Origin of the sequence: Lysinibacillus sphaericus OT4b.31 (assembly GCF_000392615.1) — a bacterium.
Taxonomy (GTDB): Bacteria; Bacillota; Bacilli; order Bacillales_A; family Planococcaceae; genus Lysinibacillus; species Lysinibacillus sphaericus_B.
This window is the reverse complement of record NZ_KB933398.1, coordinates 2,094,658-2,115,657: the sequence shown is the minus strand read 5'-3', so window position 1 is coordinate 2,115,657 and position 21,000 is coordinate 2,094,658. Positions and strand designations below refer to the sequence as shown.

Annotated in this window: 19 protein-coding genes and 2 pseudogenes; 6 read left to right on the top strand and 15 right to left on the bottom strand. The window is 38.7% G+C overall.

Features of this window, described 5'->3' with window-relative positions:
• Window positions 1-79: 79 nt before the first annotated feature.
• The gene (locus tag H131_RS09660; RefSeq protein WP_010858932.1) at window positions 80-1,330 is read right to left on the bottom strand and encodes a ribonuclease H-like domain-containing protein; all 1,251 of its coding nucleotides are present in this window, start codon (window positions 1,328-1,330) and stop codon (window positions 80-82) included.
• Between the two features lie 467 nt (window positions 1,331-1,797).
• Between H131_RS09660 and H131_RS26110 the strand changes: the two genes are divergently transcribed.
• Window positions 1,798-2,019 carry an IS3 family transposase gene (locus H131_RS26110; protein ID WP_419185162.1) on the top strand — a complete coding sequence of 74 codons (222 nt, stop codon included), beginning with the start codon at window positions 1,798-1,800 and terminating at the stop codon, window positions 2,017-2,019.
• A gap of 132 nt (window positions 2,020-2,151) precedes the next feature.
• Here the strand turns inward: H131_RS26110 and H131_RS09655 are convergent, their stop codons facing one another.
• On the bottom strand, window positions 2,152-2,349 hold the full coding sequence (locus H131_RS09655; RefSeq protein ID WP_036130048.1) for a hypothetical protein: 198 nt from the start codon (window positions 2,347-2,349) through the stop codon (window positions 2,152-2,154).
• Between the two features lie 151 nt (window positions 2,350-2,500).
• Window positions 2,501-2,944, bottom strand: a pseudogene (locus H131_RS09650) (transposase); the annotation flags it as partial.
• Here H131_RS09650 and H131_RS25315 point away from each other — a divergent pair.
• A pseudogene (locus tag H131_RS25315) lies at window positions 2,941-3,024 on the top strand (IS3 family transposase); the annotation flags it as partial. The pseudogenes H131_RS09650 and H131_RS25315 overlap by 4 nt on opposite strands.
• 127 nt (window positions 3,025-3,151) lie before the next feature.
• Here H131_RS25315 and H131_RS09645 read toward each other — a convergent pair.
• A complete protein-coding gene (locus H131_RS09645; RefSeq protein ID WP_010858929.1) occupies window positions 3,152-3,583 on the bottom strand; it encodes a hypothetical protein in 432 nt (143 codons plus the stop codon).
• Between the two features lie 487 nt (window positions 3,584-4,070).
• Between H131_RS09645 and H131_RS09640 the strand changes: the two genes are divergently transcribed.
• Both H131_RS09640 and H131_RS09635 read left to right on the top strand, forming a co-directional pair.
• A complete protein-coding gene (locus H131_RS09640; protein WP_010858927.1) occupies window positions 4,071-5,093 on the top strand; it encodes a trypsin-like serine peptidase in 1,023 nt (340 codons plus the stop codon).
• A 701-nt stretch (window positions 5,094-5,794) separates the two neighbouring features.
• Window positions 5,795-6,115 (top strand): hypothetical protein, encoded by a 321-nt coding sequence (locus tag H131_RS09635; protein ID WP_010858926.1) that lies wholly within the window; start codon window positions 5,795-5,797, stop codon window positions 6,113-6,115.
• Window positions 6,116-6,317: 202 nt separating this feature from the next.
• Here H131_RS09635 and H131_RS25310 read toward each other — a convergent pair whose 3' ends face one another.
• From H131_RS25310 to H131_RS09620, 4 genes are all read right to left on the bottom strand, one after another.
• Window positions 6,318-6,515 carry a hypothetical protein gene (locus tag H131_RS25310; protein ID WP_230491891.1) on the bottom strand — a complete coding sequence of 66 codons (198 nt, stop codon included), beginning with the start codon at window positions 6,513-6,515 and terminating at the stop codon, window positions 6,318-6,320.
• A gap of 444 nt (window positions 6,516-6,959) precedes the next feature.
• Window positions 6,960-9,218, bottom strand: coding sequence for a DEAD/DEAH box helicase (locus H131_RS09630; protein WP_010858925.1), 2,259 nt, complete (start codon window positions 9,216-9,218; stop codon window positions 6,960-6,962).
• Complete coding sequence (locus tag H131_RS09625; RefSeq protein ID WP_036130042.1) at window positions 9,193-9,576, bottom strand: YppE family protein; 384 nt, start codon at window positions 9,574-9,576, stop codon at window positions 9,193-9,195. Before H131_RS09625 ends, H131_RS09630 begins: the two co-directional genes overlap by 26 nt.
• A gap of 50 nt (window positions 9,577-9,626) precedes the next feature.
• Window positions 9,627-9,821: a hypothetical protein gene (locus H131_RS09620; RefSeq protein WP_010858923.1), complete on the bottom strand. Its 195-nt coding sequence runs from the start codon at window positions 9,819-9,821 to the stop codon at window positions 9,627-9,629.
• 491 nt (window positions 9,822-10,312) lie between these two features.
• Between H131_RS09620 and recU the strand changes: the two genes are divergently transcribed.
• Both recU and H131_RS09610 read left to right on the top strand, forming a co-directional pair.
• Window positions 10,313-10,963, top strand: a complete 651-nt coding sequence (recU, locus tag H131_RS09615; protein WP_010858922.1) for a Holliday junction resolvase RecU — start codon at window positions 10,313-10,315, stop codon at window positions 10,961-10,963.
• Window positions 10,960-13,632, top strand: coding sequence for a transglycosylase domain-containing protein (locus H131_RS09610; RefSeq protein WP_010858921.1), 2,673 nt, complete (start codon window positions 10,960-10,962; stop codon window positions 13,630-13,632). Before recU ends, H131_RS09610 begins: the two co-directional genes overlap by 4 nt.
• A 178-nt stretch (window positions 13,633-13,810) precedes the next feature.
• On the opposite strand, the gene H131_RS09605 is transcribed toward H131_RS09610, so the two are convergent.
• The 7 genes from H131_RS09605 to H131_RS09575 all read right to left on the bottom strand — a co-directional run bounded on the left by H131_RS09605 (window position 13,811) and on the right by H131_RS09575 (window position 20,393).
• Window positions 13,811-14,125 carry a YpoC family protein gene (locus H131_RS09605; RefSeq protein WP_010858920.1) on the bottom strand — a complete coding sequence of 105 codons (315 nt, stop codon included), beginning with the start codon at window positions 14,123-14,125 and terminating at the stop codon, window positions 13,811-13,813.
• A complete protein-coding gene (nth, locus tag H131_RS09600) occupies window positions 14,122-14,784 on the bottom strand; it encodes an endonuclease III (RefSeq protein WP_010858919.1) in 663 nt (220 codons plus the stop codon). Before nth ends, H131_RS09605 begins: the two co-directional genes overlap by 4 nt.
• A 14-nt stretch (window positions 14,785-14,798) precedes the next feature.
• Window positions 14,799-15,527: a DnaD domain-containing protein gene (locus H131_RS09595; protein WP_010858918.1), complete on the bottom strand. Its 729-nt coding sequence runs from the start codon at window positions 15,525-15,527 to the stop codon at window positions 14,799-14,801.
• Window positions 15,528-15,621: 94 nt separating this feature from the next.
• Window positions 15,622-16,917 carry an asparagine--tRNA ligase gene (gene asnS, locus H131_RS09590; RefSeq protein ID WP_010858917.1) on the bottom strand — a complete coding sequence of 432 codons (1,296 nt, stop codon included), beginning with the start codon at window positions 16,915-16,917 and terminating at the stop codon, window positions 15,622-15,624.
• A 28-nt stretch (window positions 16,918-16,945) separates the two neighbouring features.
• Window positions 16,946-18,139: a pyridoxal phosphate-dependent aminotransferase gene (locus tag H131_RS09585; RefSeq protein ID WP_010858916.1), complete on the bottom strand. Its 1,194-nt coding sequence runs from the start codon at window positions 18,137-18,139 to the stop codon at window positions 16,946-16,948.
• A gap of 16 nt (window positions 18,140-18,155) precedes the next feature.
• Window positions 18,156-18,638, bottom strand: a complete 483-nt coding sequence (locus H131_RS09580; protein ID WP_010858915.1) for a cell wall elongation regulator TseB-like domain-containing protein — start codon at window positions 18,636-18,638, stop codon at window positions 18,156-18,158.
• A gap of 333 nt (window positions 18,639-18,971) precedes the next feature.
• Window positions 18,972-20,393 (bottom strand): tetratricopeptide repeat-containing diguanylate cyclase, encoded by a 1,422-nt coding sequence (locus H131_RS09575; RefSeq protein WP_010858914.1) that lies wholly within the window; start codon window positions 20,391-20,393, stop codon window positions 18,972-18,974.
• Window positions 20,394-21,000: the final 607 nt, after the last annotated feature.

The following is a 21,000-nucleotide window of genomic DNA, read 5'->3' as shown; positions in this document are numbered from 1 at the left end:
GCATATTTCATAACATTATAACGTCTGAATACCTCAATTGTAAGGCTAAACTTGTCGTTTCTTGCGCTTACCCGGGAAATTATTTCTTATTTCCTAATCTATGCAATCGTTTTTCCCAAGAAATTTCCCATTTTTGCTTTTGTTCAACTCGCCATTCCTCTGTCTTATTAATCAGTTGTATGCCTTCTAGTGTATAAATAAGGGCCTGTTTGTAATCTTTGAATTGATGCTCATAGATCATTGCTAGTTGCTCTAACGCCTGTAATTTTTTCCTCGGCTCAATAAAATGAAGTGCAGCCACAAAGGCAGCAATCGCTTCATTATAATTTTTATTTTTTTTATGCTGCATGGCTAAGTAAAATTGAGCATTTCCCGCTTCAAGTGCATCGAATTGTGTGGTTACTTTTTCTAAAACTTTCACGCTTTGCGAGCTCTCCTTTAAATCCGCATACCATTTCCCAATATTCGTGTAGGTCTTTGCAGATTCCTCGTTCGCCTCTTCAAATAATAAATTAGTAGAATGAACATAAAGGGTAATGAGCGAAAGTAAGTCCCATTCGTTATGCAGCAGTACCTTCATAAGGGCATCTGGCGCGCCACTTTTCACAGCATCTAAGTAAATAATCGGCGCTAAAAAGCCCGGGATGTCTCCGACGCGTAAAAATCCAAGCTTCTCTTCTTCTACAGATTTCAATTTCATACGTTCCATATCATTTTTCCATAAACGCTTCGAGCTATGCAGCAAATCAATTTGACGTTGCGTACGTAATTTAGGTAATTGTTTTTGATTGAGCGTCCAACGCGTTTCAAGCTGTGGCCAATCAAAGCTCTTGCCATTATAAGTAATCATGGTCGCCGTTTTTTGCCATAGCTTGGACTCAAATAGCAAGGCGACTTCATGTGCTGGGTCAGCAAGAACATATTGCGTTAAGACAAAATCTTCGTCGGTAACTTCTAGAAAGCCAAGCAGGAAAATTTGTGTGCCCACGCCTTTTAAGCCCGTCGTTTCTGTATCAAAAAATAACACCTTTTCGTCCATTGCTAATGCATAGGGATGATCGAATTCAGCTGTCTGCCATTTTGTTAATGCGTCAAAAAATGCCTGCAATTGATAATGGCCATGCTGGTAGGTAAATGGATAATGTACCTGGCGTTTAAATACAATGCCATAGTCATTATTTACACGTGTCAATCCAGCATTCTCCCACTGTTGCGTATAATTTGGAATGACCGGCTTTTGAAAAACTGGTTTTTCTTCTACTTTAACTGGTCTGTGCGCTTTTTTACCGAGCATTTTTTTCATTTGTAAGATTTTATTTTCGTAAGACATCGACTTCACTCATTTTCTGCCTATTAAATTATTGTAGTACGCTTCCCTTTGCCTGCTGCAAGCTATCCTTGCTCTGCCTCACAAGCGCAGTTCTCTAATATGATACGTTCCGGTGCTGACAACGATAACCAAGAACAGCTTGTATATATTATCTGGAGGGTATTGATTTCAATGTTAGCGTGCGTGCCCGAACAATTGTTATTGAAGCTTATATAAAATACGTGTAACATGCATATCTTCAATTTCAAATAGGCTGTTTTCTTACCACCAGTATAACTCATCCTCGCTACGTATTTCGGACAAATATGATAAAAAATAAAATTTAGCAATTAAAGTAGTCATTTAATAAAAAGACAATTCACTACATGAAACAGCGATTAGATTAATAAAAGAAAAATTCGCGTTTCAAAAAAACGATCAAAATGCTAGTTCTTTTTATGCAATATATTAGATATTCAGAATTATGAATCATTGAATATTCACCCAGAATCATATCTAAGAAAAATAATAGAAAAACTTTCTATCACTTCTTAATAAATACTACTAAAACTTATCTAGTTCATTTAAAAACCTTCGAAGAAATGATACAAGCTGTGGAAGAATATATTTATTTTTACAATTATCAACGTTTTCAAAAACGAATCAGCCATCTGACACCGATTGAACATCGACGCCAGATGGCTGCATAATCCTATTTTAAATTGACTACTTGACAGAGGTAAGACCATTTTTTTATCTTAAGACTTATAATCATACATAGTTAAATTATTTATTTGGAAATGTGATGTCCAATTTGACTGTTTGTGTTCCAGTCATCCCAGTTACTTGAACTTTAACACTAGACCAGGCTCTTGGACTACCATCTTCCCACCAAACATATTCCACTTCAGATTATCATTGACTATTGGTTCTAAATACGTAGTTTTACCTGATTCATCATTTGTAATACTTACTTTAACTTGAGATCCATCTGTTATTTTAGAGTTTGATAAATTATCACTTGCATGACTTGTGCCCATTGACAAAAATCTGAATCGTCTAATTTCAAAAAGTTTTAAAATTATGAAAATTTTTAAGTTTTTAACTGAATCAATTTCATAATACGTATTTTTAAAAAATCATAGACGTGCAGAATATTGAATGATTACTTAAAAAAACGAATGAAATACCTTATGATGCTGTAGATTCTTGAAGATTAGTATATCTAAGTCTATCCATCGCTAGTCTGGATGCATTGTATGCAATGTGTACTAAATCGAAATGAACTTTAGCTTTTTTCCCTGTACAATGGTAAATCTGATTCAATAGAAAGTAGCCTTTTAGATAGGCATTTACACGTTCAACGGCACTTCGCGCCTTATAGAGTTGGTTCCATTTTTTCGAGCCTCTTGCTGGAGCCGTATATCGTCTAAGATCTTTTGTTATTTTCATTTTATAAACCTTTTGACATAAGCTATCGTGAGCCAATGGACAATCGTTACATTCATGAGGACGTGTGTACTTTAGCGTCTCATGTTTAGCGTCATAACTGTCATAGCGATAAGAATATTCTCGTGCACAAGTTGGAGCGAAATGTTTATCAAAACCAATAGGTTCTGGTTCATTCTTTTTATTACAATCACAAACGAATGAAGGCAAAATTAAAAGACCTAAGCCCGGTGGAGTACCGAACTCAGGTTTTAGAAGTTGCTTAACTAAATATGTCTAACTTTTTTGGGTCAGATCAATTGAGCGTGCCGAAATTATTTTTGATTTGATCTTTCAAAGGTTGATTATTTACTTTCTTAAGGCTTCAAAACTAAAGTCTTGGATCCTCATTAATTAGATTCCTAAAACAGAAATGAACTTAGTTGAAAAACTTTTTTGCTCTATCCAAGATTGCAATTCAGTAATCATGAAAATAAGTTGCTTGATATTTGTATCATAGTTCTCTATAAACTCTTTCTCAGAAAAGACGAACGGAAACCCTAAAACATCTTTTAATGAACTAGGATTTGGATTACTAGCTAAGTATTGTTTCATTCTTTCGAGTTCCTTATTAATTAAACTCCAAGTGTCTATATCTATTTCATTGAAAGCATAGTAATCAAATTTCTTGTAGCACTTCTCTAAGGCAGGCATAATGTAACCAAAGTTGTCTTCTGTAAAGAAAATAGAAGTAGTATTCCAGTATTCACCTTTATATTTATCAGGTAGAATCTCTATATAACAAGAGCCTTCAAGTGAACCCGTATCATAAATTATTTCAATCATTTAAACTTCTCCTTTCATCTAACATCATTTCGACAGAAGGGAATGATTTCCCTCCAGTTTTAACAATAAAAACTTGGTTAGAACTCGAGGAACGGGTTGCCTTTACTTGTGGCACGACTGCTACATCGCTGCCTATACGATGAATAATGGGATTAACGCATTCATCGCATAGGCAGCGCCTGTCATAGCATCTGTTAATTCTTCCTCTGACCATTTTTCTAGCGCTGCAAACGATAACCACAATTAGTTTGTATGCATTTCATCTATCACCCTACACCTCATGAAAGGTATTAATAATGGGTGAGAATTTGGTACACTGAAATTTCAGAGTCCAACCGAGCAAAAACGAAAGTTATTCGTATAGAAATATTAAAAATGCATTCCGAATTATTAGAAGAGTTATTAAATTGAAAATTTTCAAAATTTTTCTTTATTTTTTATTTTGTTTCCATTAAACTGTAAATATCAAAATAAAAGGAGGAATAAAATGAAAAAAATTACTTTTAAGTTTTTCTTTATGCTTATGTTCTTATTAGTTCCTATGAATGTTTTTGCTGAAGGGTCTTTAGGGAATTTCTCTTTTGATCCAAGTCAAGCGTCTCATCCTTATGACATGGTAAATTCAAAAGGTGAGGTAATTAAGTACGAAGAATTCGAAAACAGTAATTCGCAATTTAACAATGAAATACCAAGTATTCAAGGTACAGGAGAAATTTCACCCGTTCAGATTGATTCCATCATAGAGAGTCATTCCTATATCGATCTTACACCGCCACCAGTTATTATTAATGACTTTATTTCTAATGACCCAATACAAATATCATCACGTATTGTCATCGATGAAGATAGTAGAAAAAAAGTAGAGAATACGAAAGAATTGCCATATAGTGCAATTACGTATATTGAAATACAGTGGCCTGATGGGACAGGTGGTTCTTGTACTGGTACTTTAATTGGAAAAAATAAGGTTCTAACAAATGGACATTGTGTAATAAAGCCAGAAACAAAAGAAAGTATCACTAGTGCAAAGGTTTACCCTGGCGTAAATAATAGTGTTGGATTGTTTGGATCTTATAATGTCAATGATTATTATGTAGCTGCTAATTGGGCTTCAACTGGTTCTAGTTCCGAAGACTTCGCTGTTCTTGTTTTAGATGTATCAAAAGACAATAAACAGGCGGGAGATGTTGCAGGTTCTCTCGGAATAAAACAGGTAAATAATCTTCTTAATCAAAATATCGATATTTATGGTTATCCGGGAGATTTAATGCAGGCAAGTGGTGAAATTTCTCAATTCGGTATGAGAGGAAATATTACTAGAGAGGATGCATCTGTAGCCTTTTATACAATTGATACTGCACCAGGTCAATCAGGTTCAGCATTAATAAACACTGACAATCAAATTGTAGGTGTTCATAGAGGTTCATTCGTTATTAATGGGAACCCTATAAATGGTGGGCCTAAGATGAACACCTATATGTTTAATTTTGTTTCCAAAGCTTTGGAGTAAAAGGTAGCAATAATTTCATATACACTTATATTATAGATAAACTGAAAATTTCGGTTTGTCTATAATATTTTGAAAATTTACTATATTCTCACAAGTAAGACATTGCGTTTCAAAACGTGTTCTCTTTTATTATTAATAAACTTAAACATATCACTACCCCCTCATACCTTATAGAAATAGTCATCAATTTTAACTTAAATGTTCAATAAAAAAATCACCTCAAAAGAATGAGGTGATTTTTATCAAATAATGGGACGATTAGGCATATCCTCGTAGCCCATATAACCTCACGCTGTCGATGGACTGAAGTTACTGCAAGAACATTGCTGATAATAAAAGTACCCTTTGCTTGCCTTGTAAAACAAAGTACCTGAAATGAATCACCAACTACTTTTATAATTTTGACTCACCTTTTATTGATTTTGCTATTTTTTGATACATACATCATGTTTACTAATTGAGTGTTTCTATTTTTGAATCTGAATATAGAAATTCTTTTATTCAAGAAGTTATGGAAAAATTATCATAACTATTCAAGTATGAAGCTAGCCATTAATTTTGGCTAGCTGACCTTTCCCACTACCGTACTTACGGTTCCATATACGGAGGTTCAATCTCTGGATTAAAATAATGATGTACTTAATCAAAAATTCCCATTAAAATGCAATGTATAAATATAATTTATAAAGGAGTAAGGCAACATGAATTCATTTTTAATAAATGATAAAATATGTAATGTTAACATCGTTCCTTATGAAGACAAATGCGGACTAAGAGACGACGGAACTTATTTGATTTGTTATAGAGGATGGAATGTCGATTTTCACTACGATGATAAAGAAATACTATACGCTTCTATATCTGAAGAAGGACCCTATTTAATAAGATTCGGAAGCTCACCTTTTCCTACTTTCGGTAAAGATATAGAAATAGTAAAAGAATACTTACAGGAAAAACACGGAATAAAAGATTTTCAATATTATGACCCGGACAGAGATGAAGATAGTTATATAAATTTTTAATCATGAATTAGAAAATGACCAAGATGGCAATTAGGCTATCTTGGTCTTCGCTTTTTCTATTTGCTTCTTCGTTGCTGAATCGCAATGTACAGTCCAACTAAACAATCAGTTGTCATAGTACCATTCTTTTAATCTTTCAAATGCGATTCCTTAATGATGCCATCCTTAACAGCTTGTGCAATAAAATTTTCTGTTTCAGTTTTCATAGCTGGTGAACCTGGATTCTTGTCACTTTAATTTCCTCCTTTTTGTCATCCACAATTAATTGAACTTTATATTTACTGTTGCTTGGTACAATTACTTGTCCTTCTACTTTGTAGCCCTTCGGCATTAACCAATTCGTTTTCACTTCAAGGTGCGGTCGGTCAATAGCATTCGTCCAAGTACCTCCCCATTCTATGCCTAACTTTTTAGCTATAGCTCCTACTCAGTTTAATGTAGTCATATTATATAGAGATTGTGGGGGGCCAACAGCAATATCCCATGCTAAGCGAGATTTATGATTGCTATTCAATGTCCAAGTAACAATCTGCCCTGCTCTAGTTCGCCCTTGTGCATAGAGATAATTTTGGCGTGCTTGTGAGCGATATGTTTCAGTGATGAAGATGTTCTTAATACCTGCCTGAATTTAAAAATATAGTGCCAGCAAAGGGCAATAACGAGCTGAGAACAGAATGACTGAAGTTGCTTCGTTCTGCTTTGAAGAAACACCCTGTCGCTTCTGGACATGAACTTCAAAAACTAACAGGAATTAACCGTAAAATGCTTCAAAAACTAATCAAAGAAGAGGGCTTGAAGGATTAGCCCTAGACTTTTCCTCTCAAACCCTCTTTGGTATCTCGTGTTAAATATGAAGAAGCTTGACTACTTTTTGTTTTAAATTACCGAAAGAATCTTGCGCTCCTATACAGGATGGACAGCCTGATTCACAAGGACAATTTGCCACATGATGTTGTGTCTTTACTAGAAGCTCTTCCCACAATTCGTAGACCTTTTCACTTAAACCGATGCCACCAGGGTACTTATCATAGACAAAAAACGTCGGTTGCTCGTTATGGGTTGCCTTTACTTGTGGCACGACTGCTACATCACTGCTATCACATTGGATGAATAGCGGGATAAACGCATTCATCGCATAGGCAGCTCCCGTCATAGCATCTGTTAATTCTTCCTCTGACCATTTTTCTGGCGCTGCAAACGATAACCATGACGAACTTGTATGCATTTCATCAGGTGGTAAATGAATGGGACCTGAGCCAATGTTGTCGTGTGTGCCAAAACGAATTTTTTTAAAAATCGTAGCTTGAGCTACTAAGCCTACATCACCGAAACTAATTGCACCCCCACCATAAGTGCGGCTACGATCCTCCTCCAACACTTTCATCTCTACCGCTAGATTAGCATCTGTATAGTAATCAACATCGACCTCACGCACAAACGCTTTCTTTTCCTCCCAATCAAGCTTCTCGACTTGGAATTGAATCCCTTGATGCAAATAGATGGCTTCTTCATGTAGCAAAGTCATTGCGCTATGACGGTCCATTTCTCCAATAACCTTTGTCTGAGCAGGTACCGTCAAATTAATAATGACGACATTTTCCTGCGAGGCCGAACGAAGACTAATATCATGTGCTGGGAAACGATCACTCATCCAATGCCACTTATCACTAGTTTTAAAGATAATGCCTTCATCCGCCAAATAGTCGAGCAATTCTTGAATATCATATTCACCGTACATATCTTGTGTGGTAAAAGGCAGTTCAAAGGCCGCACATTTTAAATGGTCCATCAAAATTAACATATTTTCAGGATAAATTCGGGCCTCCTCAGGTGCACTGCCAAGTAAAAACAGCGGATGATTCACGACATACTGATCGAGTGCTGTAGATTGTGCCACATAGATAATGAGCGCCTCATCCTGTCGACGCCCTGCACGTCCCGCTTGTTGCCATGCACTCGCAATATTTCCCGGGTAACCCGTCATAATACAGGCCTGTAATTGACCAATATCTACCCCTAGTTCTAACGCATTTGTACTAACTACGGTTTGAATGGTCCCATCACGAAGTCCACGTTCAATAACACGTCGCTCCGAAGGTAAATAGCCGCCTCGATAGCCACGAACTGATTCATCCAGCAACTTATCACGCGTCAGTTCCTTTAAATAGGTAACAATCATTTCCACACGCACTCGGCTTTTAGCAAAAATGATGGTTTGAATGCCTGCTGTATAGAGCCTTTTTGCCACATCACTTACTTCCAATACCGCACTGCGACGCACACCAAAAGTTTTATGGACAATGGGTGGATTGTAAAACAAGAAAGTTTTTTTGCCAACCGGTGCTCCAGAATCGGCGATTAAGCTATGTGTATCATTCGTTAAATTTTCTGCTAGCTCTTGTGGATTTTTAATGGTCGCAGACGTACAAATAAAGACAGGATTGCTCCCATAAAATGCACAAATACGTTTGAGTCTTCGAATAACATGCGCAACATGTGAACCAAATACACCCTTATATGTATGCAACTCATCAATAACGATATACTGCAAATTTTCAAAGAGTGCCACCCATTTTGTATGGTGCGGTAAAATACCTGAATGCAGCATATCCGGATTCGTCATTACGATATGACCTGCTTTACGAACTTTTTGACGAATACCAGGTGCAGTATCCCCATCATACGTGTAGCTTAAAATGTCCTCTCCGCTTTGTTCTATCAAGTCATTTAAATCATTTTTCTGATCCTGTGCTAAAGCTTTGGTCGGAAACAAATAGATTGCACGTGCATTTCGGTCCTCTAAAATCTTTTGTAAGACTGGTAAATGATAGCAATAAGATTTACCTGATGCCGTTGGTGTAACAGCGGTAAACGATTGCCCACTCGTTGCCAGGTCAAATGCCTCACGCTGATGGGTATACAATTGATGAATGCCACGAGCATGTAACGCTTTGACGAGTGAAGGATGCAAATTTCCCGGGAAAGGAGCAAGTTTTGCATCGCGCCCCTCTAACGTTTGCCAGTGTATGATACGCTCTTTTAATTCATCATCATATCGCCATTCGTTCAAGAGTTCACTAATGGTCCGTTTTTTCGATAGCATCTGTATGCTCCTCCTTCACTAAGCGATAAAAATTTTTCAGTGTGAAGGAAGCTGAATGGGTTGCATCTAAAAAACGTTTTTTACTGGTTTCTTTATAAAAGGATTGCACAACAAATTGCTCCATCGATTCAACCGCTGAAGCAATTTGTTGTGTATGCATATATTTAGGCCGATTTTTTTCAATCCAGGCATTTGCTTCCTGCTGCCAAACCTTCAATAATTGATGGATTTCATCAGCATGTGGCTTAACCTCTGCAAAAAAATCTGGCGCACGATCCTCCTCACGCATTTGCCAAAAGCGTGAAACACATTTGTCACATTCATCTATTAATATGGAAGTTTGCTGTATCAATAACAATTTCGCACCTCATTTATTTTAATCTTATGAGGATAGTGTACCAAAGTCTATCAGTTTTCACTACTAATAGGCGAACAAGCATTCTTTACTTGCCAGTTCTTTTCTGCTAAGCTTACTTTCTGGCTTACAGATTTGAGCTGCATAAAAAATTGCAGGCTATGTGCATTGTTTTCCAATGACACTCTCGTTAAAAGTAATTGATTGACTAGATCCAGCTGCGCAACTAATTGTTTTATCTTATTCAATACAACGCCTCCTTTTACTATACTTATGTATTCCTCGCATGTATAAAATTACCTTCATGCGTGACAAAATAAGCGTAAGTTAGCTGAAAGAAGAAGTATTTCGATAAATATTTTTAACGATCAATGACAATGAAAAACTTTGCTTCAAAATAGTACCAATTCCACAGGGCAATTGCATGGTTCTCCACCGATGAAACTGGAGATTTATCGGAAATGTTGACGGATATATTAGCGAAAATTAGCTACTATACAAAGCGCATTTTCGACTTCTAACGGCGATTTTACCTTCTATAGCGGAAGCCACTACACAGAGATTTTTCCACAGGGCTTCACATTCTGACACGCAGCCTTCTTTATGTAATTGATGGCTGATTGACCACTAATTGGCATGTAAAAACAGCTTCATCCTCTATATTAACAGCAGTGGAGAACTTCTACTGAATCATGGTAAACTATTGTGTATAATAGCAGTATTATAGAGGGTGATCTAAATGACAATTCGTTATCCAAATGGGAAATTGTATACCCCTGCTTCATCTGTCACTAAAGTAGAGAAACAGGGAAAAACGAAAGATTTCTCCTATAGTAATCGAGGTAAGACACTAGAGGATGAAATTAATGAAGCAAACGACTATTATTTAGAAAGGCGGCTTGCCATCATTCACAAGAAACCTGTTCCCGTACAAATCGTCAAAGTAGAGTATCCATCGCGAAGCGCTGCAGTTATTAAAGAAGCTTATTTTCGAACGCCCTCTACAACAGACTATAATGGTGTCTGGAATGGGCATTATATTGATTTTGATGCAAAGGAAACTGCCTCAAAATCCAGTTTTCCATTAAAAAATATTCACACACATCAAATGACTCATATGCAGCAAGTGACGGAACAAAATGGTGTGGCATTTATAATTATTCGTTTTTCAGCTTTTGAACGTTACTTTATGGTGCCATACGAAGTTTTACAAAAGGCCTGGCAAGCGATGGCCAATGGTGAACGCAAATCGATACCCTTTTCGACAATCGAAAAAGTAGCCTATGAAATTCCAACAAGCTATTATCCACGTATCGATTATTTACCCGTTCTCCAGCAGCTCATCGGTGCAAAAAGTCATGGCTTTGAAAGTGAGGAGATAGTAGAATGACTGAACGTCGTCAAACACGCGGTGAGCATCAAAAAGCTCGCTCTCAAAAAAATAAAAAGAAAGCACCAAAATCAACATCAACATCATCGGTGAAAACCTGGTTCAAGCGCATTTTCCTAACCTTGGTAGCCATTGGAGTTGTAGGATTTATCGGGGGCGCCGGATTATTTGCCTATTACGCCAGCACCGCACCTGAACTAAATGAAGAATTATTGAAGGACCCGGTTTCTTCCGAATTCTACGATAAAAACGGTGAAATTTTTGCGACAATCGGTGCAGAAAACCGAAAATATGTAAAATATAAAGATATTCCTGAGGATATGGTCAATGCCATTCTTGCCACAGAAGATGTTCGCTTCTTCCAACATCATGGGATGGATTTTTATCGTCTCGGTGGGGCCATTCTTGCCAACTTCCGTGATGGCTTTGGCGCACAAGGTGCATCGACATTAACACAACAAGTTGTCAAAAACTCATTTTTACAAAACGAGAAAAAATTAAAACGTAAGGCTCAAGAAGCTTGGCTTGCCTTCCAGCTTGAGCGTAAATATTCAAAAGAAGAAATTTTTGAAATGTACTTTAACAAAATGCTGATGTCTGGTCGTATCTACGGCTTTGGAACAGCATCCCAATATTTTTATGGTAAAGAGCTAAGTGAATTATCGCTAGATGAAGAAGCATTACTTGCAGGTATGGTGCAACGTCCAAATGCCTACAATCCATTGAAAAATCCAGAACTTGCTGAGAAACGTCGTAATATAGTGTTAGGTTTAATGTTACAACACGGTAAAATTACAAAGGCTGAGATGGACGAAGCCAAAGCAGTGGAAGTGACAGCCGGTCTAGCTGATGATGCAACACGTCAATCATTTGCAGGCTCTAAATATGATGCCTTCTTAGATATCGTCATTAATGAACTTGAGAATAACGGTGATGGCACTGCCATGGCAGAGGGCATTAAAGTTTATACAACACTTGACCCGAATGCACAGCAAACAGTAGAAAACATTATGAATGATGACGCTAACTTCCCTACCGAAAACATTGAGTCAGGTATAGCTGTCGTTGACACAAAAACTGGTCAAATTCAAGCAGTTGGCGGTGGACGTAACTACGGTGCTGAACGTGGTTTCAACTTTGCAGATGACTTAACAATGAATCATCCAGGTTCTACGATGAAGCCACTCCTTGATTACGGTCCTGCAATCGAATATTTAAAATGGTCAACAGGTCAAACGCTTGTCGATGAGCGCATGAATTATACAGGTACAAAACAAACCATCACGAACTGGGATGGCAAATATATGGGTACAATGACGGCACGTAAGGCTTTATATGCTTCTCGTAACGTGCCCGCAGTAAAAACATTGCAAGAAGTAGGCGCAGATAAGGCGAAAGAATTTATCGGTCGCTTAGGTATCGATGCCAAAAATGTTTATGAGGCCGATGCAATCGGTGGTGGTGATATTACCATGTCCCCTATCCAAATGGCAGCCTCTTATGCAGCATTTGGCAATAACGGTGTGTATACAGACCCTTACGCGATTACAAAAATTGTTTACCGTGATGGCAAAACTTCGAAAAACTATACACCGGAACCGAAAGTTGCAATGAGTGATTATACAGCTTATATGGTCACTGATATGCTACGTGACGTTGTGGGCAACAAGCCTGATGCTTCAGGTAAAGCTGCCAATGTTCCAGGCTTAGATATTGCTGGTAAAACAGGTACAACAAACTATTCTAACGATGAATTTAACAAATATAATTTACCAAATACGAGCGTGCCGGATTCTTGGTTTGCAGGGTACACAACCAATTACTCTATCGCTATTTGGAGTGGTTATGAAAAACGTTCTGATCCAATTACGACATGGGATGAACGTCGATTACCACAAGAGTTATTTAAAAATATTATGAAAGACCTTTCAGCAAATGTTGAGACAGCTCGTTTCACGAAACCGAGCTCTGTAGTAGAAGCGACAATTGAAGTTGGCTCAAACCCACTAAAATTAGCGAGTGACTTCACACCGAATGAACTACGTCAAACGGAATTATTCGTTCGAGGTACTGAACCTACAGTGGTTTCGAATGAATACGAGGCACCTGAACTATCAACACCTTACAATGTAAGTGCAAGCTTAGACTTGGGTGGTCAATCTATCAATATCGGCTGGGAACATGACGCATTGTTAGATCCAGAAACAAACGAGCCACTGCCGACTACATTTAAAGTAACTGCCACACTGGAAGGTGGAGAAACATTTGATCTTGGTGCTACTGAGAGTAAAGGTTTAACAGTCAGCAACACATTAGCTGATGGCAATTACGTCATTTCTGTAGTAGCCATTTTTGATGGTACACAAAGTGAGCCCGGTACCACATCCTTCCAAGTGACAAGTATGCCTGAAGAGGATTTAGAGACTGAAAATCCAGACGAACCAGACATCGAGAACCCAACGCCACCAGATCAAGGTGACAATAATGGCAATGGCAACGGCAACGATGGAAACAACGGCAATAACGGCGGGAATAATGGCAATAACGGCAATAACGGCAACGGGAATGGGAACGGAAATGGCAATAACGGCAACAATAACGGTGGTCAACCACCTACACCGCCAACCGAACCTACAGCGCCCGATGGTGAAGACGAAAGCACTGAATAATATAAAAAGCAGAGAAGCTCATACGCTTCTCTGCTTTTTTTCATGCTATGGAGTTGTTCGGTTTGTTTGGGTTGTTTGGTTCTATCCGTCACTCGGCGCGTTTTATCCGTCACTTTGACACTTCTATCCGTCATTTCGAGACTTCTATCCGCCACTCTATCACTTTTATCCGTCTACACTAACCTTTTGCTGCCTGTAGCCGTAAGCGGGCTGTTCGTTTTTTTGTTTCTTTAAATAATTCGTCTAATTGCCGATAACATGCGTATTGGCCTGGTTTTGCTTGGATAAAGGCTAAGCGCTCCATGCCATTTATCGGCATGACTTCTTCACCGGCTTCCTGCACTAAACGCTGAAACAAAGCAATCCCTTGCTCCATCAAGCCCTGTGCTGAGCCGTTACGGGAATCATGCGCACCATGTATTCGGCCTTCTAGCTCCGTCCACTCAGTAAACCATGTATCGATTTTATCCTTTGCTATTGCCTCTACATTCATGCTTCCTTCACCAGCCCTTTTTTCAAACGTTTTTGTCCTTCCCGGCAATCCCCCAGTAACGGGCATGTATGGCAGCCTGGATTTTGTGCTTTACAATGATAACGACCAAAGAAAATAAGCTGATGATGGGTTTTCGACCATTTATCCATAGGCGTTTTTTTCATGATGGTTTCCTCCACCTCTAGCACGGAATCCTTCCAGCGGCATAATCCTAATCGCTTAGAAACACGCTCTACATGCGTATCCACAGCGAGTGCAGGGACATCGAAGGCAACAGATAACACAACATTGGCTGTTTTACGTCCTACTCCAGGCAATGTCACTAATGCTTCTCGGCTTGCAGGAATTTCCCCACCGTATTCAACAAGCAAGCGTTCACATAGTGCTTGAATATTCTTTGCCTTATTACGATATAAGCCGATGGAACGAATATCCTGCTGCAGCTCCTCTAAAGGTACGGCTAAATAATCCTCTGGTTTTTTATATTTTTGAAATAATGTTTTCGTTACTTTATTGACGAGCACATCCGTACACTGTGCGGATAATAATGTAGCAATTGTTAGCTCAAATGGATTGTCATGAACAAGCTCACAATGTGCATCGGGAAACATTCGGTCCATCTCTGCTAGACAATGCTCCCATTGTTTTTTCGTTAACATGCCTCGAAGCCCCCCTATTCTCTTTCTTCTAACCAATTATAAAAAGCTACTTTGTTTGTCGACTGGGTTTCTTTCTGTGTTGTACGGGCTGGTGGTCTGTTAAAACTCTGCTTTTCACGGAACTGTTCACCTTGCTTTTGCGCTGCCTGAGGTGTGATAATATTTTTCTTTTTCCACTCCAATAAAATACGGTCAATATAGCGAATACTCAGTTTGCCAGCAAACACAGCTTCTTTGAGCGCCTCTTTAATAAGTGCTGGGCTGTGTTTATCTTCATCTAGCCAAAAACCGATTTTTTCAAGCTCTAAAGGAGATAAAAGACGCCCCATTTCCTCTTCAAACAAACGGAATAATTCGCCTTCTTCTTGTCGAAGGGTAGTTGCCGATTTTTTTTGTTCCTTCATTTCAATGATTTGCATGATGCGCTCCCACAGTGGGTAAACAGAATATTTTTCGTATATTTTGCCACCTGCATCAACATCACGTGTAATTTCGAGGAAGCCCTTCTGCATCAAGCGCTGTAGGCGTGATGAAATGGCATCACTAGGCATTGTTAGGCGGCTCATCAAATCATTGGGTGTAGGAAATTCATTGCCCTCGATATGAAAAGCAAGTAAATGCACCACAATCAGGGCCTCTTCATCCTCTATGTTTAACTCCTTATAAAACTGAAAAAATAGCTGAGGAATTTGAATCGTTCTCTGCTCAGTCCACGTACGGAGTCGATTATTATTTGTGCTCATGTAGACATGACTCCTTCTTTCTAGTTAAGTAGAAAAGCCGCGTAGAAATTTCACTACGCGACTTTTTAATTGTTTTAAGTTTGTTACCAAACGGTTATGGATATAAACGGTTTAATAAACGTGGGAATGGAATTGTTTCACGGATATGCTCTGTACCTGAAATCCATGCCACTGTTCTTTCTAATCCTAGACCAAAGCCTGAGTGTGGCACAGAACCTTGTTTACGAAGCTCTAAGTACCAAGCATAAGCATCTAATGATAAATTATGTTCTTCAAGTCGAGATTTTAATAAATCGTAATCATGGATACGCTCTGAACCGCCGATGATTTCACCGTAGCCTTCAGGTGCGATTAAATCTGCACATAATACGACGTCGTCACGCTCTGGGTGTGGCTGCATATAGAACGGTTTGATGCCTACTGGGTAGCATGTGATGAATACAGGTTTGTCAAAAGAATTGGCAATGGCTGTTTCATGTGGTGCACCAAAGTCATCACCCCATTCAATATCGTCAAAACCTTGTTCATGTAATAGCTTAATGGCATCATCATAAGAAATACGAGGGAAAGGCGCTTTGATATTTTCAAGTGTTGATGTATCACGGCCAAGTCGCTCTAATTCTAATTTGCAGTTTGCCAGAACAGATTGCACAATATGTTCAACGTATTGCTCTTGTACTTCTAAGTTTTCTTCAAATTCCACAAACGCCATTTCCGGCTCGATCATCCAAAACTCAATTAAGTGGCGACGTGTTTTAGACTTTTCAGCACGGAACGTAGGACCGAATGAGAATACTTTTCCTAACGCCATCGCAGCCGCTTCCATATAAAGCTGACCCGATTGAGATAGGTATGCATCTTCATCGAAATACTTTGTAGCAAAGAGCTCAGAAGTACCTTCAGGAGCTGAGCCTGTCAAAATTGGTGGGTCCATTTTTGTGAAGCCATTGTTGTTGAAAAATTCGTATGTTGCACGAATGATTTCGTTACGGATTTTCATCACTGCATGTTGCTTACGAGAACGTAACCACAAGTGACGGTTATCCATTAAAAACTCCGGACCGTGCTCTTTTGGCGTGATTGGGAAATCGGTCGCCGCATGCAAAACTTCAATGCCTGTTACAACAAGCTCACAGCCAAAGCTTGAACGCTCATCTGCTTTAACCTCACCCGTAATGTACATCGACGTTTCTTGTGTCATTCCTTTTGCTATCGCAAAAAGTTCTTCGCCTACCTCTTCCTTGACAACTACGCCCTGTACAAAGCCTGAGCCATCGCGTAATTGTAGGAAAGCAATTTTCCCACTTGATCGTTTGTTAGATAACCAAGCACCTAGCTTGACTGTTTCGCCGATATGCTGTGGCATATCCTGAATCATAATTTTTTTCATAGGTATCCTCCAAAGTTGGTTAGAAGGATTAGTCTTGCCATTTTGATTTTACAAATGCATCAATTCGACGGACTGCCTCTTCTAATAATTCTAAAGATGTAGCATAAGATAATCGCATTGTAGTTGGTGCACCAAAACCAGAGCCTGGAATTACCGCTACGTTTGCTTCTGTTAAAATATCCGCAGCGAATGCATCTACTGAATCATAGCCAGTATGAGCCATAGCTTCTGCTACATCTGGTAATAAGTAGAACGCTCCTTGTGGCTTTAAGACATTGAAGCCAGGAATTGCACTAAGCTGTGGATAGATCTTCTCAAGACGTGCTTCGAATGCTTGACGCATTTCTTCCACCGTGTCCTGAGGTCCATTATAAGCTTCCACAGTTGCATATTGTGCAGTTGTTGTTGCGTTTGAAGTAGAATGCGAAGCAAGGTCAGTCATTGGTTTAATAATGTCTGCATCACCTGCTGCATACCCGATACGCCACCCTGTCATAGAGTGTGATTTTGCTACACCGTTTACTACGATTGTACGTGCTTTCACTGCATCAGAAACTTCAGCAATAGAAAAATGCTCTATACCATTGTATACAAGCTTCTCATAAATTTCATCTGACACGATTAAAATATCTTTTTCTTCTGCAACAGCAGCTAATTCTGCTAGCTCTTCACGTGAATAAATCATACCAGATGGATTGCTTGGTGAGTTAATGATGACCGCTTTTGTTTTATCTGTTACAGCCGCACGTAATTGAGCTGCAGTAATTTTATAGCCTTGTTCACGAGTACCTTCAACATAAACTGGTACACCGCCTGCTAATTTGACTTGCTCAGGGTAAGAAACCCAGTATGGAATTGGGATAATAACTTCATCGCCTTCGTTTAAAATAACTTGGAACAAAGTGTACAGAATATGTTTTGCACCAACGCCTACGATGACTTCGTTCGGTTTGTATGTAAGGCTGTTGTCGCGTTGTAGTTTGTCAATGATCGCTTTTTTAAGCACCGGAAGACCGCCAGCTGGTGTATATTTTGTCAAGCCCTTTTCCATTGAATCAATAGCAGCATCTAAAATATTGCGTGGTGTGTTGAAATCTGGTTCACCAGCGCCTAAGCCAATAACGTCGATGCCTTGTTCTTTTAATTCTTTAGCTTTCGCAGTAATTGCTAAAGTTGAAGATGGCGTTAAAGTATTTACACGGTTTGCTAATAGTTTTTTCATTCGGAATCTACTCCTCTTATAAGTTCTTGATGCGCTTCACCCAGTCGCCGTTCTCAAACAAAATATAGACATAGTTAAGATTATCGTGATCGTTGACGTACGTAATCTCCCAAACAACCCCGGGCTCTTCATAGCCTAATTTCATATGTAGAACCTTTTGTACATTTCCTTCATTTTTAAAAACCGATAATGCTTGCTTTTCCGTAATACCATCTTTCAAAAACACTTCCTGAATTGAATCTTCTTCTAGATTCGTCGGAACAAAGACAGCTTTTTTTTCACCATATTCGTCTACCCCGAACACAGTGACATACGAATTTTTGCCATTATATGTGTAGGACTCCGAAACAACTGCAAGGGATTTGGCATCGAGTGCCAACTGTTCAGCCTGCTCTTCAATTGACCGGAACGGAGCCTCGGCTTTCCAGAGTACTAAAATACTTATAACAAGTGACAAGGAAACCATAAAGACAGAAATGAAAATCAGCCAGTTTTTCATGTATTCACCTTATGTCCCACACCTAGTATATTCCTCACTAAGAGTGCATGATGTTTGTGCGTTTCTATAACTGCATTTACTTTCATTTTGCTTACCATTTTTGTCAACCTGCTTTCTTTCCTCATACCACAACATTATACACCAATTTTACGCTGTCGTGTTTCCTAATTTCATATATTGTACGTTGATAGACCAACGTTTTCAAATGATTCGAGCAATGAATTTCATTTTTTTCTTTTTCACGAAAAAAGACAGCCCTTACACATGAAAAATTCCTATTCACCTTTGCAAATAGGAACTTAACATAAATAACCAGCAGTCAAATGAATATTATTAGAGCTCACTAATAACATAGTTCGCACGTCCATCATTTTTAGCTCTATATAAGCTACGATCGGCCTGCTCAAATAGTTTTTTAAAGTCATAATTTTTTTGATCATTAATACAGGCACCCATACTAACCTTGATTGGATAATTATCATTTTCGTGTGCAAGCGTTAGTGTCAAAATGTAAGCGTGCAAATCCATCACAAGCTTGTTTATGGACACCCCGTCTTTGTTGCGAACGCAGATGATGAATTCATCACCACCATAGCGAATAATTTCGGCGTCCTGTTTACGTAAAAATTCTCTTAGGCCCCCAGCAAGTAGCTGTAAAATCATATCGCCAAATAAGTGACCATGTCGATCATTGTACGTTTTAAAATAGTCTATATCGAGCACAATGACTCCCACGAAAAGTTGACAATTTTGCGCTCTCCGCATCCATTCCTTTAGGTCTGAGTCTATAAAGTGACGGTTTAGTACACCTGTCAGCGGATCATATAGAGCCTTTTTCTCAAGCTTTTCCTTTTGTTGATTAAATTCTAAATACATCACCTGTTGTAGCAAATTATCTGCACTCATTTTTTCCGTAAGCTCGATATAAGCTCGCTGCACTTCAAAAATTTCATCACGACAATCCAATTCATAGAGTACATTTAAAAGCATGCGCATTACTTTCTTTTTAATGGGATTATCTCCATAAGATTGTGCAAGGTCTATCGCCTGCTTATAATATGTCACTGCCTCATCAAGTTTTTGCTGTTTTTCATATAAAAAACCGTAACCAAACAAAGCGGCTACCTTTTCACGTTTATGATTCTGTACAAGCTCTGAATTTAACGTACTATCTAGCAAAGCTTGGGCAGTCTCAAATTCCCCTTCTAGTATATAAACGTCCGCTATATTGTTATTGATGCGAATTTCATGTAATTTCGCCAACTCTGGCTGTGTCTTAACAAGCACTTTATTGTATTCTTTTGCTAATAATCCCGCTTGCATAGCTTCCGCATAACTTCCCTTTTCCACTTCAAGATAACATAGGTTACTATAACAGCGTACAAGAATGATACTATCCTTGAGCTCCGTTGCATACGCAATTGATTTTTTGGTCATTTCTACCGTCTTTTCTCTGACGCCAACCAAATCATATATTAAGGACATCACAAGGTAAAAATGCATGATGTCTTTTGTGGTGCCATACTTTTGACAACATGCTTCGTATTCTTGAATTAGCTTCACCATGCTTAATGTGTCACCAAAAGCATGATGAATTAATATTTTTTGATAGTATAAATCCAATCCATGCCTATAATTGCCGTTCTCTAATGCGACCAATAATCCTTGCTCAGCAAGCACTAAGGCTTCTGTCAAAAGCCCTTTCGTGCGCATTTCCAGGATCGTTTTATTTAACTCATCTACTGCTAATTCCAACTAATCACCACTTCTCTATGCCCGGAATTTACTTTAGATTCGATACACACCTCAGCGTAGCAGATAAACTATATGTCAATTATAAGCCAAGACCCCTAGCCTCGTCCTTCTTTTCTAAAACTTCCCATAAATTACCGCTAAAACTTTACCATATTACGACTTAGTTATAGCTCAAATTTCGATTTCCTGCTCGTTTAACTCGTTATGGATAAGGCGCTGGTTATCACTATGCAAGCAAAGTGTATCTGCCTGTAAGGGTACTAGTTCGCTCGTACTGGCAAGCTCCTTGTGCAAAGTAATCATTAAAGCTGAATTTCATTTTCGCCATGGTGTTAAAGAACCTGTTACCGTATAGGTACGATCAATAACCGCTTCATATGCCACTTGTAAACTCGTTGCCTCTCCAAATCGTGTCTAAACACTGCCCGAAAGAAAACGCTCATCCACGTCCCTCATCGCACGTGCAATTGCCTTCGCGGTAGCCTTTTTTAGCTGCCATTTAACAAACAGCTAGGTGACGATACCAGGAGCATCACTATTTTTCCGCGCATGCCGCATTTGTAATAGGAATTTCATGAGCAGTCACCATAATAGCACGGCACAGTTT

Bases quoted from the DNA above. Each gene is read 5' to 3' on its own strand.
- H131_RS09660 (WP_010858932.1), bottom strand. From the start codon at position 1,330: ATGTCTTACGAAAATAAAATCTTACAAATGAAAAAAATGCTCGGTAAA.
- H131_RS09645 (WP_010858929.1), bottom strand. From the start codon at position 3,583: ATGATTGAAATAATTTATGATACGGGTTCACTTGAAGGCTCTTGTTAT.
- nth (WP_010858919.1), bottom strand. From the start codon at position 14,784: ATGTTAACGAAAAAACAATGGGAGCATTGTCTAGCAGAGATGGACCGA.
- H131_RS09595 (WP_010858918.1), bottom strand. From the start codon at position 15,527: ATGAGCACAAATAATAATCGACTCCGTACGTGGACTGAGCAGAGAACG.
- H131_RS09630 (WP_010858925.1), bottom strand. From the start codon at position 9,218: ATGCTATCGAAAAAACGGACCATTAGTGAACTCTTGAACGAATGGCGA.
- H131_RS09605 (WP_010858920.1), bottom strand. From the start codon at position 14,125: ATGAATGTAGAGGCAATAGCAAAGGATAAAATCGATACATGGTTTACT.
- H131_RS09635 (WP_010858926.1), top strand. From the start codon at position 5,795: ATGAATTCATTTTTAATAAATGATAAAATATGTAATGTTAACATCGTT.
- H131_RS09580 (WP_010858915.1), bottom strand. From the start codon at position 18,638: ATGAAAAACTGGCTGATTTTCATTTCTGTCTTTATGGTTTCCTTGTCA.
- H131_RS09640 (WP_010858927.1), top strand. From the start codon at position 4,071: ATGAAAAAAATTACTTTTAAGTTTTTCTTTATGCTTATGTTCTTATTA.
- recU (WP_010858922.1), top strand. From the start codon at position 10,313: ATGACAATTCGTTATCCAAATGGGAAATTGTATACCCCTGCTTCATCT.
- H131_RS09585 (WP_010858916.1), bottom strand. From the start codon at position 18,139: ATGAAAAAACTATTAGCAAACCGTGTAAATACTTTAACGCCATCTTCA.
- asnS (WP_010858917.1), bottom strand. From the start codon at position 16,917: ATGAAAAAAATTATGATTCAGGATATGCCACAGCATATCGGCGAAACA.
- H131_RS09610 (WP_010858921.1), top strand. From the start codon at position 10,960: ATGACTGAACGTCGTCAAACACGCGGTGAGCATCAAAAAGCTCGCTCT.
- H131_RS09655 (WP_036130048.1), bottom strand. From the start codon at position 2,349: ATGGGCACAAGTCATGCAAGTGATAATTTATCAAACTCTAAAATAACA.